Source organism: Mycobacterium simulans (assembly GCF_900232995.1).
GTDB classification, from domain to species: Bacteria; Actinomycetota; Actinomycetes; order Mycobacteriales; family Mycobacteriaceae; genus Mycobacterium; species Mycobacterium simulans.
Map to the genome: position 1 here is coordinate 1 of NZ_OCVX01000007.1, position 18,076 is coordinate 18,076.

Annotated in this window: 16 protein-coding genes and 1 pseudogene; 9 read left to right on the top strand and 8 right to left on the bottom strand. The window is 64.4% G+C overall.

Annotated features, from left to right (window positions below; genetic code table 11):
* The 5 genes and pseudogenes from MSIMFI_RS22145 to MSIMFI_RS22165 all read left to right on the top strand — a co-directional run.
* Positions 1 to 1,115: pseudogene (locus MSIMFI_RS22145) on the top strand (PE family protein); the annotation flags it as partial.
* 160 nt (positions 1,116 to 1,275) lie between these two features.
* Positions 1,276 to 2,520: an amino acid deaminase/aldolase gene (locus MSIMFI_RS22150; protein WP_191499189.1), complete on the top strand. Its 1,245-nt coding sequence runs from the start codon at positions 1,276 to 1,278 to the stop codon at positions 2,518 to 2,520.
* 99 nt (positions 2,521 to 2,619) lie between these two features.
* Positions 2,620 to 3,825 (top strand): M28 family metallopeptidase, encoded by a 1,206-nt coding sequence (locus MSIMFI_RS22155; RefSeq protein ID WP_191499190.1) that lies wholly within the window; start codon positions 2,620 to 2,622, stop codon positions 3,823 to 3,825.
* Complete coding sequence (locus MSIMFI_RS22160) at positions 3,822 to 5,108, top strand: D-arabinono-1,4-lactone oxidase (protein WP_191499191.1); 1,287 nt, start codon at positions 3,822 to 3,824, stop codon at positions 5,106 to 5,108. Before MSIMFI_RS22155 ends, MSIMFI_RS22160 begins: the two co-directional genes overlap by 4 nt.
* A gap of 218 nt (positions 5,109 to 5,326) precedes the next feature.
* Positions 5,327 to 5,620, top strand: coding sequence for an ANTAR domain-containing protein (locus MSIMFI_RS22165; protein ID WP_191499192.1), 294 nt, complete (start codon positions 5,327 to 5,329; stop codon positions 5,618 to 5,620).
* 19 nt (positions 5,621 to 5,639) lie between these two features.
* Here MSIMFI_RS22165 and MSIMFI_RS22170 read toward each other — a convergent pair whose 3' ends face one another.
* The gene (locus MSIMFI_RS22170; protein WP_396820569.1) at positions 5,640 to 6,389 is read right to left on the bottom strand and encodes an IclR family transcriptional regulator; all 750 of its coding nucleotides are present in this window, start codon (positions 6,387 to 6,389) and stop codon (positions 5,640 to 5,642) included.
* 64 nt (positions 6,390 to 6,453) lie between these two features.
* Here MSIMFI_RS22170 and MSIMFI_RS22175 point away from each other — a divergent pair, with 64 nt between their 5' ends.
* A complete protein-coding gene (locus MSIMFI_RS22175; protein ID WP_191499193.1) occupies positions 6,454 to 7,803 on the top strand; it encodes an FAD-binding oxidoreductase in 1,350 nt (449 codons plus the stop codon).
* Entirely contained in the window at positions 7,803 to 8,597 is a 795-nt protein-coding gene (locus MSIMFI_RS22180; RefSeq protein WP_191499194.1) for a DAPG hydrolase family protein, read from the top strand. Before MSIMFI_RS22175 ends, MSIMFI_RS22180 begins: the two co-directional genes overlap by 1 nt.
* On the opposite strand, the gene MSIMFI_RS22185 is transcribed toward MSIMFI_RS22180, so the two are convergent.
* On the bottom strand, positions 8,598 to 9,152 hold the full coding sequence (locus MSIMFI_RS22185; RefSeq protein ID WP_191499195.1) for a TetR/AcrR family transcriptional regulator: 555 nt from the start codon (positions 9,150 to 9,152) through the stop codon (positions 8,598 to 8,600).
* Positions 9,153 to 9,344: 192 nt separating this feature from the next.
* Here MSIMFI_RS22185 and MSIMFI_RS22190 point away from each other — a divergent pair, with 192 nt between their 5' ends.
* The gene (locus MSIMFI_RS22190; protein ID WP_191499196.1) at positions 9,345 to 10,580 is read left to right on the top strand and encodes a cytochrome P450; all 1,236 of its coding nucleotides are present in this window, start codon (positions 9,345 to 9,347) and stop codon (positions 10,578 to 10,580) included.
* 31 nt (positions 10,581 to 10,611) lie between these two features.
* Here the strand turns inward: MSIMFI_RS22190 and biuH are convergent, their stop codons facing one another.
* The 3 genes from biuH to MSIMFI_RS22205 form a co-directional block, all read right to left on the bottom strand.
* Positions 10,612 to 11,337 carry a biuret amidohydrolase gene (gene biuH / locus MSIMFI_RS22195; protein ID WP_191499197.1) on the bottom strand — a complete coding sequence of 242 codons (726 nt, stop codon included), beginning with the start codon at positions 11,335 to 11,337 and terminating at the stop codon, positions 10,612 to 10,614.
* Positions 11,338 to 11,413: 76 nt separating this feature from the next.
* A complete protein-coding gene (locus MSIMFI_RS22200) occupies positions 11,414 to 11,860 on the bottom strand; it encodes a DUF6941 family protein (protein WP_186243212.1) in 447 nt (148 codons plus the stop codon).
* Positions 11,861 to 12,017: 157 nt separating this feature from the next.
* Positions 12,018 to 13,865 carry a DUF4407 domain-containing protein gene (locus MSIMFI_RS22205; RefSeq protein ID WP_191499198.1) on the bottom strand — a complete coding sequence of 616 codons (1,848 nt, stop codon included), beginning with the start codon at positions 13,863 to 13,865 and terminating at the stop codon, positions 12,018 to 12,020.
* Positions 13,866 to 14,087: 222 nt separating this feature from the next.
* On the opposite strand from MSIMFI_RS22205, the gene MSIMFI_RS22210 reads away from it, so the two are divergent.
* Entirely contained in the window at positions 14,088 to 14,657 is a 570-nt protein-coding gene (locus tag MSIMFI_RS22210) for a hypothetical protein (RefSeq protein ID WP_186243214.1), read from the top strand.
* Positions 14,658 to 14,787: 130 nt separating this feature from the next.
* Here the strand turns inward: MSIMFI_RS22210 and MSIMFI_RS22215 are convergent, their stop codons facing one another.
* From MSIMFI_RS22215 to MSIMFI_RS22225, 3 genes are all read right to left on the bottom strand, one after another.
* Positions 14,788 to 16,515, bottom strand: a complete 1,728-nt coding sequence (locus MSIMFI_RS22215; RefSeq protein WP_191499790.1) for a molybdopterin-dependent oxidoreductase — start codon at positions 16,513 to 16,515, stop codon at positions 14,788 to 14,790.
* Between the two features lie 182 nt (positions 16,516 to 16,697).
* A complete protein-coding gene (locus MSIMFI_RS22220) occupies positions 16,698 to 17,168 on the bottom strand; it encodes a nuclear transport factor 2 family protein (protein WP_191499199.1) in 471 nt (156 codons plus the stop codon).
* On the bottom strand, positions 17,165 to 18,049 hold the full coding sequence (locus tag MSIMFI_RS22225) for an LLM class F420-dependent oxidoreductase (protein WP_191499791.1): 885 nt from the start codon (positions 18,047 to 18,049) through the stop codon (positions 17,165 to 17,167). Before MSIMFI_RS22225 ends, MSIMFI_RS22220 begins: the two co-directional genes overlap by 4 nt.
* Positions 18,050 to 18,076 lie beyond the last annotated feature (27 nt).

Below are 18,076 nucleotides of genomic sequence, written 5' to 3' on the forward strand. Positions count from 1 at the left end.
CAACCATCCTTCCCGCCGGGGGGGTTGGCGGGTTCGGCGGGAACGGCGGTGCGGGCGCGGGGCTGCTCGGCTTCGGCGGCGCCGCCGGAATCGGCGGAGCAGGCGGAACCACCGACGGCACCGTCACCGGCGTGGGCGGCTACGGCGGCCAGGGCGGCACCGGCGGCCAAGGCGGCCTGCTGTACGGCGTCCCGGGAGCTGGGGGCGCGGGCGGTGCGGGCGGCAACGGCTTCGGTACCGACACCGTCAGCTTCGGCGGCCACGGTGGCTCCGGCGGTAACGGCGGTGCCCTCGGACTATTCGGCAACGGCGGGTCCGGTGGCAACGGCGGTGTTGGTGGGGACGGAGCCGCAGGTGCCGCTAAGGCGGGCGGCGACGGCGGTGTCGGTGGTCTCGGCGGTGACGGCAGCCCAGGTGGTCTGCTGTACGGCAACGGTGGCGCCGGCGGTAGCGGCGGCCTCGGCGGCAACGGCGCCACGGGCGCTACCACTGGTTTTGCCGGCTCGGGCGGTTTTGCCGGCTCCGGCGGCGACGCCGTGCTGATCGGTACCGGCGGAGTTGGTGGCAACGGCGGTGGCATAGGGACCGGTAGCACGACCTTCGTTCCAGCCGACCGGCAACCGGTGGGCGGTATCGGTGGTAACGGTGGGCGCGCCGGGTTGCTGTTCGGCACCGGCGGCAACGGCGGCAATGGCGGCGCCACCAGCGTCGGCGGCACCCTCTACGCCGCTGGCGGAAACGGCGGCAATGGCGGTTGGGGGTTCGGCGGCGGCGGCACCGGCGGAAACGGCGGCGCAGGCGGGGCCAACAGCGCCGGCAACGGCGGTGTTGGCGGCAATGCAGCGCTGCTGTTCGGCAACGGCGGGGCCGGTGGGACCGGTGGCACCGGCGGAATCGGCGCCGGCGGTGCGGGCGGTAGCGGTGCCATTCTCATCGGCAACGGGGGTGTTGGCGGCAATGGGGCGCCCGGCGGCAATGGCGCGGGTGGTAACGGCGGAAGTGCCGTGCTCATCGGCAACGGCGGCAACGGTGGAAACGGGACCGGCACGGGTGCCGGCGGCGCCGGGGGCGCCGGCGGATTCCTGTTTGGTCAAAACGGGACGCCGGGGACGTAGCCGACGTACCCAACGCTTGGCGCAACCGAAAGGGCAATCTGCACAACGTCCGGCGATTTCGCCGGCATACGGCACACAATGCGGTATCGCCCCGGATTCAGCTCGCGCCAACACGTCAAAGCGCCTATGAGAGGCGACCCTTGTTCAGTAGGGTTACGGCGTGCAAAACGTGGCCGGTCGCGAGCAACGTCCAAACGGGCCGGTCAGGCTGGACGCACCGGGCCGGCTGCAGCGCTACGAAGAAGCGTTCGCCGATTACGATGCGCCCTTTGCGTTCATAGACCTTGACGCAATGTGGGGAAATGCCGAGCAGATGCTCGCGCGCGCCGGTGACAAGCCGATCCGGGTGGCGTCGAAATCGTTGCGTTGCAGGCCGATACAACGCGAAATCCTCGACGCCAATGCGAGATTCGACGGCTTGATGACGTTTACCCTGTCGGAGACCTTGTGGCTGGCGAGCCACGGCTTCGCGAACCTGTTGCTTGCCTATCCGACCAGCGATCGCGCCGCACTGCGCGAACTTGGCGAGATAACTGCCGAGGATCCCGCTGGCGCGCCGATCGTGATGGTCGACAGCATCGAGCACCTGGACGTGATCGAAAGCGCCACCGCCAGGCCCATCCGGTTGTGTATTGACCTCGACGCGGGCTATTGGCGTGCCGGAGGGCGCGTGAAAATCGGCCCCAAGCGCTCACCGCTGCACACGCCCGAACAAGCTCGCGTGCTGGCTGCGGAGATCGCGCGGCGACCGACGCTGGAGCTGGTTGCGCTGATGTCGTACGAGGGCCACATTGCGGGGTTCGGTGACAAGGTCGCCGGCAAACGCGCGCAAAACGCCGTCGTGGGGTGGATGCAGCGCCAGTCGATCGCGGAGCTGCGCGAACGACGCGCCCGCGCGGTTGAGCTGGTCCGCGAAGTCGCGGACATCAAAATCGTCAACGCCGGCGGCACCGGCGACCTGCAGCTCGTGGCGCAGGAGCCCGCGATCACGGAGGCGACCGCAGGCTCAGGGTTTTACGCGCCGACGCTTTTCGACTCGTACTCGTCGTTCACGTTGCAGCCCGCGGCGATGTTTGCGCTTCCGGTGTCTCGTCGACCCGACGCGAAGACGGTGACCGCGCTCGGCGGCGGTTACCTGGCCAGCGGAGTCGGCGCCAAGGACCGCATGCCCACTCCCTACTTGCCTAGCGGACTGAAGCTCGACCCGATGGAGGGCACGGGCGAGGTGCAGACGCCATTGCACGGCGAGGCTGCTCGGCGATTGAACGTCGGCGATAAGGTCTATTTCCGCCACACAAAAGCCGGCGAGTTGTGTGAGCGGTTCGATCGCCTGCACTTGGTTCGCGGCGCACAGATCGTCGACACCGTCCCCACCTACCGGGGTGAGGGGCGGACCTTTCTGTGATGCAGACAGTCGAAACGAACTTTTCGCTGGCAAGATGCTCACCGGGCAAATGCGGCGCGGCCCGGTGACACCGTCCAAGGCGCGCGAAAAGGAGCTGCCATGACCGCGATCACCGCGCTGCCGACGGAGCTGGACGCGATGCGCGAGGTCGTTGAGACCTTGGCGCCGATCGAACGTGCCGCAGGCGAGCCCGGCGAGCTGGAGGCGGCGAGGTGGATCGTCGAGCGCCTGGCTGCGGCCGGCGCTCAGAATTCGCGCATCGAGGAGGAACTGTACTTCGATGGTTATCCCCGGCTGCATCTCAAGTTGTCGGCCATCGGGGCGGCGGCCGGCCTCGCAGGTCTGGTCAGTCGGCGGTTGCGCGTTCCCGCCGCGCTGGCCGGGTTGGGTGCCGGATTGGCGATTGCCGACGACTGCTCCAACGGGCCGCGTGTTGTTCGCAAGAGAACGGAAAAGCCCCGGACAACTTGGAATGTGGTAGCCGAGGCCGGCGATCTGACGGCAGAGCGCACGGTTGTTGCCTGCGCCCATCATGATGCCGCGCACAGCGGCAAGTTCTTCGAGGCCCATATCGAGGAGGTTCTCGTCGAGCGTTTCCCGGGGATCGTTGAGCGCATCGACACCCAGCTGCCGAACTGGTGGGGGCCCGTCCTCGCGCCGGCGCTCGCCGGCGTCGGCGCCCTGCGCGGCAGCCGCAAAATGATGATCGCCGGAACAGTGGGCAGCGCTCTGGCGGCCGCTTTGTTCGCCGACATCGCCCGCAGTCCGGTAGTGCCCGGTGCCAACGACAATCTCTCCGCGGTGGCACTGCTAGTCGCCCTCGCGGAGCGGCTGCGTAAGCGACCGGTGAAGGGCGTGCGGGTGCTGCTGGTGTCACTAGGCGCGGAGGAAACGTTGCAGGGCGGGATCTACGGGTTCCTGGCTCGTCACAAGCCCGAGCTCGATCGAGAGAACACCTACTTCCTGAACTTCGACACCATCGGCTCACCCGAGCTCATCATGCTCGAGGGCGAGGGCTGCACGATCATGGAGGACTACTTCTATCGGCCGTTTCGCGATCTGGTCATACGGGCCGCCGATCGCGCCGACGCGCCCGTGCGGCGAGGTATCCGGTCGCGCAACAGTACCGACGCGGTAATGATGAGCCGCGCCGGCTACCCGACCGCGTGCTTTGTGTCGATCAACCGTCATAAGTCAGTGGAGAACTACCACCAGATGTCCGACACGCCCGAGAACCTATGCTACGAGACTGTCTCGCATGCAGTTACCGTCGCCGAGTCGGTGGTACGGGAGCTGGCGCGATGAGCACGGTGTGGCGCAACTGGCCCCGCGAGCAGGTCTGCACCCCGTCGGCGATCGCGCGGCCGGAGTCGGAGGCCGAGTTAGCAGAAGTCGTCGCACGTTCTGCAAAGCGTGGTGAGCGGGTGCGCGCGGTGGGCAGTGGGCACTCGTTCACCGACTGCGCGTGCACCGATGGAGTAATGATCGACATGACCGGCCTACAGCGGGTCATCGACGTGGACCGGGCGAATGGCCTGGCGACGGTCGAGGGTGGTGCCAAACTGCATTCGCTCCTTGCGCAGCTGGCCGAGCGCGGCCTTGCGTTGGAGAACCAAGGAGACATCGACAAGCAGTCGATAACCGGCGCAACCGCAACCGCCACGCACGGCACCGGTGTGCGCTTTACCAACCTATCTGCGCAGATCGCATCGCTGCGGCTGATCACCGCCAGCGGCGAGATCCTGAGCTTGTCGGAGGGGGATGACTACCTGTCGACGCGGGTGTCGATTGGTGCCCTTGGGGTGATCTCGCAGGTCACCCTCAAGGTGGTGCCGTTGTTTACGTTGCATCGTGATGACGAGGTGCGGCCGCTGGCTGAGACACTCGAGCGGCTCGACGAGCACGTGGACGGCAACGATCACTTCGAGTTCTTCGTGTTCCCTTACGGGGACAAGGCCCTGACGCGCACCACGCGCCGCAGCGACGAGGAGCCCAGGCCCAGGCCTGCGTGGAAACGCCGGATCGACGAGAACGTCGAAAACGCTGGGCTGAGCATGATCTGCCGCGCTGGGCGGCAATTCCCAAGTGCGGCACCAAGACTGAACCGCCTCATCACGAGCTTCATGTCGCCGTCCACCGTTCAGGACCGTGGCTGGAAGGTCTACGCGAGCGCACGCAACGTCAAGTTCACCGAGATGGAATACGCCATTCCTCGCGAGCATGCGCGCGAGGGAGTCGAGCGTGTCATCGACCTCGTTCGCCGTCGCAAGTTGCCGATCATGTTCCCGCTCGAGGTGCGGTTCTCGGCGGCGGACGACGCCTTCCTGTCGACCGCGCAGGGGCGTGACACCTGCTATATCGCCGTTCACCAGTACACCGGCATGGAGTTCGAAACCTATTTCCGTGCCGTCGAGGAAATCATGGACGAGTATGCGGGACGACCGCATTGGGGCAAGCGACATTACCAGACCGCGGCTACGCTTCGCGAGCGCTATCCGAACTGGGACCGCTTCGCGGCGGTCCGCGACCGCCTCGATCCCAACCGCATCTTTCTCAACGACTACACCAGACGCGTGCTCGGCAGCTGATTTCGCCCACGACTAAACCACGCCGACCACTTGCGATTACGAAAGCGTGGTTGGTTTCGGCTTGCATATCAACACGATTACAGCCCCATATCGATACCGGCGGTGGTGTGGCGCTGGTAGCGGCGTTGCACAAATCATGGCAAAGGGCGCCATAGGGGACCAGGGTTGTGAGCCGGGCGCACCGGAGGACGCTAGGGCTCAACAGGAGGTACCACGGCATGACGGCGAACTGGGTTCCCACCCAGATCTCGTGCGGCCCGAATTCTGGTCGCATTCTCGATACCGCACGGGGCATTCTGATTGGCCTTCGACGCTGCACCTCCGAAACGGCCTTCGAAGAACTGTTCAGCGCGGCACAACGCCACAAGGTGCCGTTGTTCGCGATGGCGTGGGCGCTGGTCCATCTCGCCGACGACTCTGGAAAACCAACTCCCAGCTTCATGGAGGCACAGTCCGCGGCGCGCCGCGAGTGGGGTGAGCTCTTCGCCGAATCCGCGATGGCCCCCTGCTGAGTACTGCGGTTGACCGTCTTCAGCGCGTCCAGGCCGGCGACTCGGCGGCGATCCGCAAAGCAGCGATGATCTGCTGCTCTTTCTCCAGAAATCGCTCGGTGGGGGTAGGCACCGAAATCGCAATCACGTTGTCGCCCACGGCTCGTCGCGCAATTGCAGCCGCGGAGATCCCGGTGGTGTGTTCGTCGCGATCGAAAGCGATTCCGGTGCGCCGGATCTCGACTATCTCGCGACGCAACCCGTCGGCAATCTCGGCGTCGAACCGCGAAAGTGCCGCCTCGGCGTCGGCGTCGTCGAGCCGCGCTAGCGCGGCTTTTCCGTTCGCCGTTCGGTCCAACGGAAACCGGATACCGACGGCCGAAACCGCGCGAAGTCGGTGTGACGATTCGATCTGGTCAATGAACAGCATGCGTTGGCCCCGCAAGATCGACAGGTCGACCGTCTCGCCATCGGTTGCGCGAGCTACGCGCTCGATGGTCGGCCGGAATATCGCCGCGATATGGGCGCCGGTGGCGGTACCGAATCCCAGCAACCGCTCACCAAGCGAGAATCGGCCCTGCGAATCGACGCTTACCAAGCCGACTTCGGACAGGCCGACAAGTAGTCGCCGAGTGGTCGACTTGGCCAACCCCAGGCGCTCACCGAGGTCGACCAGGCGCAAGCGTCCCGGCTCTGCGGCGATTTCGTCCAGTGCGGCCGCGGCGCGTCGCAGCACCTGGATTCCCTCGTCGCGATTGGTCGGCGCATTTCGTTCCGTTCGAGGCACCATTCCACTATAGTGACCCGCATCGCGGACTTAAAGGAACCGAAATGTGGATCAAAGGAGTTCCAGAATGAGCGCTCTTCCGGCCGGGCGGCACTTCTTCCGTGGCGATGACGGGTACGAGGCGGCCCGTGCCGGAACCGTGTGGCACCAGCGCGTGCCCGAACGCTATCCCGAGGTGATCGTCCAGGCCGTTGATTCCGACGACATCGTCGCGGGCCTTCGCTACGCCAAGGCCCACAGTCTTAAGGTCAGCGTCGTATCGGGAGGGCACAGCTTCGCGGCCAGCCACCTTCGCGACGGGGCCGTGCTGCTCGACGTCAGCCGCCTCGATCACGCCAGTATCGACGCCGAGAAGGGCCTCGCCGTCGCCGGTCCGGGCAAAGGCGGCAGCCTACTCATGGCCGATCTGGAGGCGCGGAACCTGTTTTTCCCAGGCGGCCACTGCAAGGGCGTCTGTCTCGGCGGATATCTGCTGCAGGGCGGATACGGCTGGAACAGCCGGATCTACGGCCCGGCTTGCGAGAGTGTCGTCGGCCTGGATGTCATCACCGCCGACGGCGAGCAGATCCATTGCGACGCAGACAATCACGCCGACCTCTACTGGGCTGCCCGCGGCGCGGGTCCGGGCTTTTTCGGCGTCGTCACGTCGTTCTACCTCAAGCTGTACCCGCGGCCCGCCGCGTGTGGCACCAGCGTCTATGTCTACCCGTTCGACCTCGCCGACGACGTCTTTACCTGGGCCCGTGCGGTCAGCGCCGAAGTCGATCCTCGAGTCGAGTTGCAGGCCGTCGCCTCCCGTGGAGAACCGAATATGGGCATCGACGTCCCCGTCATCACATTTGCCTCACCCGCGTTCGCCGACTCCGACGCGGACGCCGAAAAGGCCCTCGCCCTGTTCGGCACCTGTCCCGTTGCGGAAAAGGCGATCGTGAAAGTCCCTTATATGCCAACCGATTTGCCTACCTGGTATGACGTCGCGATGAGCCACTATCTGTCCGACCACCACTACGCGGTGGACAATATGTGGACGTCGGCGTCGGCCGAGGACCTGCTTCCGGGTATCCGGACGATCCTGGACACGATGCCCCCGCATCCGGCGCACTTCCTTTGGTTGAACTGGGGTCCGTGCCCTCCCCGCCAAGATATGGCGTACAGCATCGAAGCCGACATCTACCTGGCGCTCTACGGCTCCTGGAACGATGCGACGGATCCGGCCGACAGCGACCGTTACGCCGACTGGGCGCGATCCAACATGGCCGCCATGTCCGACCTGGCCGTCGGGATTCAGCTCGCCGACGAGAACCTCGGCCAGCGTCCGGCGCGGTTCGCCAGCGACGCGGCCATGGCCAAGCTGGACCGGGTGCGCGCCGAGTATGACCCCGACGGTCGCTTCAACAGTTGGATGGGAAGAATCTGATGGCCAGCGAACTGTATCTAGGCTACCGCGGCGACGACGCGAACACGCCATGGGGCAAGTTCTTCAAGCCTGAAATGGCGCCGCTGCCACAGCATGTCGTCGAGGCGCTGCAGCACGGCCCGCAGGGCGGGATGGCGCTGTTGGCGTACGACGACGCGGCGAGCGTCGCCGGCGAGGGGTACCAGCAGACCGAGAACGGTTACGGGGTTCTCGAGGACGGCAGCTACCAAGTATCGGTACGCACCGACATGCCTGGTGTTACCCCGGCGATGTGGTCATGGTGGTTCGGCTGGCACGGTTGCGACACCCGCCGCTACAAGCTCTGGCACCCGCGCGCTCACCTCTCCGCCGCCTGGAAGGACGGGAAGGACGACCTGAGCTACATCGGCCGCTGGTCGTTGATCAGCGAGTACATCGGCTCATCGCTGCTGAACGGCGCGATCCAATTCGTCGCGCCCCAGGAGATGGGCTGTCCCCCCGACAGCGACGATGCGGTGGCGGTTTGTGCCCGACTGGGCGCCGGTGACGCCCCGGTGGATGTTGGATGGTTCATCCACCACATCAGGTCGACGCAAGGCGGCTCCGAAATGCGTTCCCGGTTCTGGATGGGCGGATCGCACATCGCCGTGCGCAAGGCCCCCGGCGTGGCGTCAAAAGCGGTGCGTCCCATCGCGTCACGGATACTTGGCGACCCGGTGGCCAGCGGTCGCAATCTGCTGGTGCACTGTGCGCAGGAGATGAATCACCTCGCCGGTTTCCTACCGGAGTTGTACGACGCCTTCGGCGACGAGTAATCACCGCTGGTCGGTGAAGGCTGGCGCGACGAATCGTTGCACTAGCTGGCGTTCCGCGTGATCATCAGCGGCGGGCCAGTACATCAGCGACAGGACGACGCGGACTACCCAATGCGCGGCCTCTGGATCACGGCCGGAAAGCCCGGCTAGATCGGTGGCGAAGTCCGCCAGCAGTGGCGATCCGGTCAGCCACATCATCTCGTTGGCGCGGACCGAGCTGAACATGAGTGGTGCGAGTGGATCGGCTCGGATCAGCTTGAGCGCCACCGTGATTGCGGTGACAACGCGCTGCGGCCCGCTCATATTCTCGACAGCTTTACGCACCGACTCGACGATGCGAGACGCGGCGCGGGCAACGACTGCGTCGCGGATTTCGGCTTTTCCTCCGACATACCGGTAGATAGTGGCCCGTGAACAGTGGATGCGCTTGGCCAACGTGTCGATATCGAAGGCCTTTGGCCCGTCGCGCGCGATCATGTCCGTGGCGGCGGCATAGATGCGTTCGGCGGCGATCGCGCGGCGATCACCGCCGACCAGCCAATCGTCTCTAGGCATGGGTGCCTATCCTTCCGGGCGAGATGAGTACTGAGCCTGGTCTCATCGTGAGACAGATCCGGCAAATTTCTCTCAAGATAGTCGCAGCTCCGGCCCGTGCCGTGAGACGGCCGTATGCGACGGCGCTCGGTGCTGGGTTTCAACTTTCGCTGCGCCGTTGACGTGCAATTATCGCCCCCTCAGCCTGGTGGGATGACCGTGACTCACGATCCCATCGAGTTGTTCGGGGCCGCATCCATCCAGGATCCGTATCCGCTCTACGACCGAATGCGCGCCGCCGGTCCGGTCCTTCGTATCGGTGATTCCAATTTCTATGCGGTGTGCGGTTGGGACGCGGTCAATGATGCCATCAGCCGCCCGGAGGACTTCTCCTCGAATTTGACCGCGACAATGATGTATACCGCCGCAGGCACCGTCGTGCCCTTCGATATGGACCCGCTCGGCGGACCCACCCATGTCCTGGCTACCGCCGACGATCCTGCGCACGCCGTGCACCGCAAGTTGTTGATACGTCATCTGGCGGCCAAGCGAATCCGTGCAATAGAGGAATTCACCACAGAGACCGCAGAGCGACTGTGGGCCGAGGGACTCAGCGACGGGCGCATCGAATGGATGAGTGCCATGGCCAACCGCCTGCCCATGATGGTGGTGGCTGAGCTGATCGGTGTCCCCGACGCGGACATCGACCAGCTGGTGAAATGGGGATACGCTGCCACCCAACTACTTGAAGGGCTGGTCAGTGAGGAACAGCTCGCCGCCGCGGGCGTCGCCGTCCTGGAGCTCGCCGGCTATATCAACCAGCAATTCGACCGGGCCGCAGCGGACCCGCAAGACAATCTGCTGGGCGCACTTGCGACTGCCTGCGCTTCGCACGAGGTGGACACCATCACCGCTCAGGCGATGATGGTGATCTTGTTCGCCGCGGGCGGGGAGTCCACCGCATCGTTGCTGGGTAGTGCCGCATGGATCTTGGCGAACCGTCCCGACATTCAGCAGCAGGTCCGCGACGATCCCTGCCTGCTTCCTACATTCATCGAAGAAGCGTTGCGCTATGAGCCACCGTTTCGAGGTCACTATCGGCACGTCCTGGTGGACACCACCCTGGGCGATGTGGAATTGCCCGCCGGCTCGCGGCTATTGCTGTTGTGGGGAGCGGCAAACCGGGATCCGGCACATTTCGAGGCGCCCGATGAATTCCGCCTTGACCGCACCTTGGACCGAGCCGACGCCAAAGGCCACATCAGTTTTGGCAAAGGAGCTCACTTCTGCGTCGGCGCCGCGCTGGCACGTCTGGAGGCTCGGATCGTTCTGCGGCTGCTGCTTGATCGCACTTCGATAGTCAAAGTGGCTCCGGAAGCGCACGTCGGCAGGTGGCTGCCGAGCATTCTGGTGCGCCGCCTCGAACGTCTCGAGCTAGCCGTCAAATAGCCTTACTGATTCGACTGCAGCACAACGGGTTTTAGGAGCCGGCTGCCGTCCGCTTCTTCCGCAACCTATCGAACGCGTCAAGAACCGCGGAGCTGGTGGCGTGGGCACCGAAGACGCCGCCCTGCATTGTGATCATCTTCAGTGCGGCAAGGTGGTTCGCATAGTCTGTGGCACCGGTGCAGTCGGACAAGACGAGACATTCGTAACCGCGGTCGTTCGCCTCGCGCAACGTGGTGTGGACGCACACGTCGGTGGTGATACCGGTGAAGATCAGGTGGGTGATGCCGTGATTTTTGAGGATCAAGTCCAGATCGGTGGCGTAGAAACTGCCCTTGCCCGGCTTGTCCACGATTGTTTCACCCTCCAGCGGTGCCATTTCAGGGACGATCTCCCATCCCGGCTCGCCGCGGGTGAGAATGCGTCCGCACGGCCCGGGCGATCCGATCTCGGCCCCGATCTGCTTCGATCTCCATCTTTTGTTCGGCGGTAGGTCGCCGAGGTCGGGCCGGTGTCCTTCCCTGGTGTGAACAATGAACAGGCCCGCCCCGCGCGCGGCGTGCAGCACCGCCTGCGCCGGACCCAGGGGAGTGCGGGTCAACGACAGGTCGTAGCCCATGATGTCGACGTAGCCACCCTCGCCGGCGAAGTCGACCTGCCAGTCGATGTTGACAAGTGCCGTTCTGTCGACCGGGATGTCGCCGTCGTAGGGCCAGACATAGGGTGTGGCGTCGACGGTAACGAAATCGGCGGCACTCATACCGATGCTCCCGTTCCGAGCCAATCCATCTGTCCAGTGAAAGTGATTGCCGCGGTAGACATTGCGACGATCGACATTACCCGGCCGGCGGGGACGGAAGTCCTGCGCTCACCACGAACGCTTCGACCGCTGTGGCCTGCTCGTAGCCGTCCACTTCTACCCGCCACTCGTATATTCCTGGATCCAAGGGGATTCCGCCTGGGATGTTGAGCGTGAGCGGCATGCGAACCGATGTGCCGTGGATTGCCCCAGGAGGCCTGCCCGCCTCTGCGGCGGCTTCGAACAGGATCCGCTGCGGCCCTTGCGGTCCGGGCACTACCACCGATTCTCCATCGGTAGTAAGCAATTGGCATGTTAGCTTATGCTGCTTGTTGGTCTCATCCCAGTCGATGTCGAGAAACAGCACCAAAGCAAAAGGGGGAGTGGGCGTTTGGCACTGGCGCCAGCCGAGCCCAAGCGTGTGGACTTTCCCCGACTGGACGTCGGCTTGCGCCGCATCGGCGAGGAACAGGCTGACCTTCATCGGGCAGCCGGCGTTCGGATCGATGTTCGGTGCAATGCCGCGAGATCCACGTTCTGCTCCCAATCCGTATGCAATTGCTCGAAAAACGCACTCCTCGGCAGGATAATACGCCGCGACCGATCGACCTATTCGCGAGGATTTGCTTCGAGATTCTCGGCTATTTCGGGGGCGGCAGCTCGCGTGGGCCTTCGGGCGGACTCAGTTCATGGGGCCCATCCCGCCCGACCAGCGCATGCCGGCCGTCGCGCTCCGTCGAGCCGCGCGCTAGACCCGTAAGGTCGCTGGGCGCCACCCCCTCCAATGGGGGGTGCGCCTGATGCGCACCCAGGTGGCCCTCGTCGCTGGCAACTCGACGGTAGTGCCCAGAATTACCGGCGCCACGCGATGATTCGATCCGGTTGCTTTCCGCAGGCGGGTCGGCCGCGGGGGCTGCGAGCTGCCGGTCGCCGCCGTCGGAACTCTCGGAATTGACCGTCACCTTTCGGGTGCGCTTGAGCGAGAACGCGATCTCCTCGACCTCTTCGAAAACTTGACGCGCGGTGCGCAGCGGCTGGGTCGTGTTGTCGATGACCCGGGCAACAAACGGCGGCACCAGCGGGCGAATCCACCGAGCAGCGGCCTTGGTGGCATCCGGGATCGACGGGATCAGTGGCGTGCCGCGCTCCTGTGTTTCGTGCTGTTCCTCGTGATATTCAACGGCTCCGGCCGGTTCGATCTGCGCGGGCAGGTTCTCCGGCACGTCGGCGCCAGCGTGGTGTTCCGCTGCGGGCAACTCGGCGACTGCCCGGCTGGCAGCCTCGGCTTCGGCGGCGATCGGCAGATACATGGCTTCCTCCACTGGCTCGAAACTACGCTGCGATGAAGCGTGCACCGGACCCTCGAGTGCTTCCGTGACTCGACGGCGTTGCTGTTCGCGATCGATTTCGGCTTGGGCCTCGATGGCAAGGCGGGTCTGGGTAAGTTGATGCTCAGCCCACATGATTTCGGCAGCCCGGCGAACCTCGGCTCGCTTGATCGCAATCGCCGTGTCAGCGTCCAGCTCGGCGCGTTCTCGCGCTGCGCGCGCGGCCGCATGGCGGTCATGGGTGGTCTCGCCACGCCACAACCGCAAAATCAGCGGAAGCAGATAGAGCAGCGAAAAGAACGCGATCGTCAGCATTCGCAGCACTAGTGCCCCGCTACTGGACATTGTCAGATCGTTCATGGCTACCCAGCGCGCGCCCAACCCGCGACCCGCATCGGCGACCACGCTGTGGCGCGCCGCAATGAGGGCCTGGTCGTCACGGGCGACTTTGGCATCCCGCTCAGGCGCCTGCCGATCGCGGGCCGCTAGAGCGTTGTCCAGTTCACGCTGTGCATCGGCGAGAAGTCCGTTTGCCGTGCGTGTTTCGGGCCCTTGACCGGGAACACCGGTGATTCGGGTCTGCGGGCAGTCCGGTGTCGGGTGGTACTCGCAGCGCGCGACGACCAAGGCTTTGTCCAGGTGTTCACGAGCCTGATCGACTGTGGCGTCCAACGAAGCGCGTGCGGCTCGCGACTGTTGCAGGGACGCCGATGCTTGCGCGACCGCAGGCGCGGCGTCGGCATTGCGCAGGGCGCGTTCGTCGAGTCGGTGGTCGATCGCGCCGGAAAAAGCGACGAGCGCGGCGAGCTCACCGACCACGACACCGACTGCTACGGCGACCGCCGCGCGGCCCGCAATGCCGGGCCAACCCCGGACGGGGCCACTGGCGGTACCGCGGATTACCGCGCCGACCAGCAGGCCGAAAACAAGGGTCAGCCCGATCAGCGCCCATGTTGGCCAGTGCACGGCCTCGGTTATGGCCTGGCTCGCCACCAGTGAGGCCAGCACGGCACCCAGCGCTACAACCGCGCCGGCCACGGCGTGGGTAGACCTTTCGTAACGCTCGGCGAGTTCGCGCCAGTGTCCGCCGCCGAGCCAGGTGAGCAACCCCTCGATCCGCGATACGGCCGAGCGCTGCTCAGGAAATTCGTGGGCGCACATGAGAGTCCAACACCTCCAAGTAGCTCAAGCCTGACAGGCCGCCGCCCGACACACCGAATCGAGGAGGCCGCTTGTGGCGTTGTTCACAACTCGCCGGAGATGACCCGGATCACACCGCTGCGGGGCCCAAGCGGGCATTTGCGCCGCGTCTGATGGCAATATTCCTGCGACGCGAGCGGATCAGCGGCCGTCAGACCTGGTGACGTGAGACCGTATCAGTCTATGCAAAACCACGACTTCGTCACCTACGAAGAGTTCGGCCGGAAATTCTTCGAGATCGCCGTCACCCCGGACCGGGTTGCCGCCGCATTCGCCGATATCGCGGGCAGCGAGTTCGCCATGGAGCCGATCGCTCAAGGTCCCGGCGGTATCGCGAAGGTCAGCGCGAAGGTCAAGATCCAAGAGCCCCGCGTGACGCGAAAACTTGGTGACCTCATCACGTTCGTCATTCACATTCCGCTGTCAATTGACTTGCTTCTCGACCTACGGCTCGACAAACAGCGATTTTTGGTCGCCGGAGATATCGCGTTGCGAGCGACTGCGCGTGCTGCCGAGCCGCTGCTGCTGATTGTCGACGTGTCTAAGCCGCGGCCGTCAGATATCACCGTCAACGTGTCATCGAAGTCCATTCGCGGCGAGGTGTTGCGCATACTCGCAGGTGTTGACGGTGAGATCCGGCGATTCATAGCCCAGTACGTCGCTGAAGAAATCGATTCACCACAATCCCAAGCCGCGCAAGTCATCGATGTAGCCAACCGTTTGGACGCTGCCTGGACCGGCCTACACGGCTGACACGCGGGCCTTCTCCCACCGGCCTGCGGCACCGACTGATCGCGCGAGGAAACGATCGGGTCTTCGGCTAAGCGCCTTGCTCGATCGAAGGTACTGAAAATTGTTTTGTCACAACGGTATTCGTCACCCGTTACAGCGTCTGGTGGCGCCCAAAATACTTGTGGTCTTCGCTGTATCCGCCGTAACCGCTGCCGATTTCAGAGTAGTGGGCGACGAACTCGATACCTTTTATCCACTTGACCTGCTTAAAGCCGTGCTGCAGCTCGTTGCGCAGTCGTAGCGGTCGGCCGTGCAGGTACGGGAGCGGCTGATCGTTCATGTTGTAAGCCAGCATGCTCATGTGATGCGTCATCTGCTCGATGGGATGCGCGTTGTAGTAGATCCCGCCGGTGGCGCCCTCGCCCATCGAGTAGAAGACAACCCACTTTGCCTCTGGCAGCGGCTTGACGATGTCCATCATGGTCTGCATTGATACGCCACCCCACTTGGCGACACCCGACCACGCCTGGATGCAGAAGTGTTGAGTGATCTGGTCGTGGTAGGGCAGCGCCTTCAAGTCTTCAAGCGAAAACGCCGTCGGATTCTCGACGAGGCCGTAGACCCGCAGCCGCCAGTCGGCGAAGTCGTTCTTTTCCAGCTCTTTGTATTCGACAGTCTCTGGCAACCGGCCGTTGCGCCAGTGATACGGCGAGATGTCTTTTTCGGTGAACGCACCGGGCTTGGGGTTGAGGTTTTCCAGCACTCGCTGGAAGGGGCCGATGAGCGCGTATCCAACACGCTGCACGACACGAGGATGCCGAATCGTAAACGGAGTGGCTGCAACCCAACCGACGGCAACTACCACCATCGCCGCGACGAACACCAGGAAACCCATCCAGCCGTTGTCGTCTCTGGCGGCGAAGATGTGATTGAGGTTGCGCAACGCGTCCGTCGCGAACACCAATGTGACGTGGACCAGGATGAAGAACACGAAGTACACCAGCACCAGGAAATGCAGCGAGCGCGCGTGCTGAATGCTGAGGCGCTTGCTCAGCCAGTGAACCCGCTGCGACAGCGCCGGCGACATCCCGAGTCCGGTGATCAGCGCGGCCGGCGCGGCGATAAATACGGTGGTGAAGTACGCCAGCAACTGCAGAGCGTTATACGCGACCCACCCGTCGTCGGTGGGCCAGTCCAGTGACAGGTACTGAATTGCGACAGACGCGGCCTCGGGGAAGACATCCCAGCTGGTTGGCACGATGTGTCGCCACTGTCCGGTTGCGAACAGCAACACGTAGAAGACCAAACCGTTCACCAGCCACAAGACGTCGACGCCCAGGTGCCACCACCGGGCCAAGCCGATGGAGTGTCGAAAACCTGGCAAACCGAACTGCGGTGGCAGGGCGACGGTGTCGGAGTTGGCGGTCCATAACGGGTCGTCCGGAACGGGCGGTCCGACCCGCAGCCATTCGTCCCTACCGGGAGTCGCGTTGCGGCTGAAGTAGAGCCGCGGGTGGTCGCACAGGATCTGAATCCCCGATCGGATGATGAACATCATCATGAAAAGGTTGAAAAAGTGCGTCCATCCGATCCATGCGGGGAGGGTTGGGCTCACGGCGTGAGTCGTGTCAGTGCCGGGATACCGGCGAATGAATGACTGCACCGCCGGCATGTTGTGCAGCCCTTTGCCGATCGCCACCGCGGCCACCAGCAGCGCGAAGCCAATCGGGATCAGCCAAAGCAGGTTGAACCACTTGTCGCGGCCTACCCGCAGCCGCGGCGCAGTCGCCCGCCGAGTGAGGTCGAAGCCACCGCCGTACGTGTCGACGTCGACGACGTCCTCGGCGGTATGGACCTCCTTGGCGTAGTCCACACCCAGCTGCTGCGCAAGCCCGGAGATCTCCGCCGCGGCGGCGGATGGCGCTGTAGCTCCCGCCGAAGTTTCCCGGATTTCGGCGTTGTTGCGTTCGTTGATCACAGCCCCAAAATACGCCGATTTGTTTGCGCAAGCGCAAATAATCTCGTAGCTCGTCCTCGCCGTCACGTTCGCGCGAAGCAGGCTCAGCTTGGGTCGCGGGGCAGCAGCCTGCGCACCGGCCGGGTTTCGATGGCAATGATCGTCAAGTCGCGGCAGCTGATCCGCCAGTGCGCATCGGTCAATTCATACTCGTCGTCGTAGCGCAGGTGCCAGACCGCATCGACCAGATCGTCGGCGCGTTGACTGAAATGATGTGCAATACAGGTGATCCGGCCGCGCGCGACGCCGGATCGTGGGCCTTCGTCATAGACCTCGCCGACGATCGCGTGTTCGGTGCGCACCGCTTGGGCGACAGCGGCTACCGCGCGGGCGATCGCGTCCCGGCCGCGGTGCTGATGGACCGGCTTTAGCGCGGTTGGTGGGTCGGGTACCGTCAGGGCCGCTGAAGCGGTGAAAAGCGCTGCAACGGAGTCGAATTGACGGTCATCGACGTACGCCGCATAACGATGTACCAAGTCGCTGAGAGCCGCCCGATCGGCCAGTGCGAGACTCACGAGGCCTCAGGCGTCAACGCAAGCCGTTGTGCGCAGGCCGACAAGACGTCCTTGGCCTGTTCGATCTCGGTGGTTAGCGGCATGGCCAACACGATCCGGTCGGCGCCCTGGTCAACCATGCTGGCGGCGCGTTCGGCATCGATCTTGTTCACCAGGTGGCCCAGAGACACCTCAAGGCTCGCCGGATCACGACCCACCGACGACGCCTCCGCACGCATCAGCGCGATCAGCGAAGCCAGTTTCGGACCGGTTACGCCCAGCGGCTGAAATCCGTCGCCGAAGCGTCCGGCGCGGCGGGCGGCCGCACGGGTGTGCCCCCCGATGTGAATCGGAAGTCGCGCAACCGGTTTGGGGTAGCACATGGCGTTGTCGAAGCTGAAGAACTCGCCGTGATAGGACGCGCCGTGCGGTTGGTCGGTCCAGAGCGCGCGCAATACGGCCAACTGCTCGTCGGCCCGGCGCCCGCGGCTTTCGAAATCCGCTCCGCATGCCTCGAGCTCCTCCTTGAGCCAGCCCACACCAACGCAGAGCCGCAGTCTGCCGCCGGAAAGAGCATCAACAGTGGCTGCGCGCTTGGCGAGCACGACCGGATGATGGTTGGGCAGCACCAAGACTCCGGTGGCCAGTTTCAGCCGCGTGGTACGGCCGGCAAGAAAACCAAGCAGGTCGAGCGGGTCGGGGATCGGACAGTCAGGTGCCAACTCAACCCGGCCGGAACTGTCATACGGATAGACACTGTCGTACCGCGTGACCAGGACGGTGTGCTCAACGACGATGATGGACTCGAAGCCGCAGGCCTCGAGGTGCTGCGCGAAGGCCGTCATCCAGTCCGGGTTCGCGGTGACGCCGGCAGCCACTGGAGCAACGACACCCACCTTCAGCGGGAACTTCATGGCAACCGAAGCTAA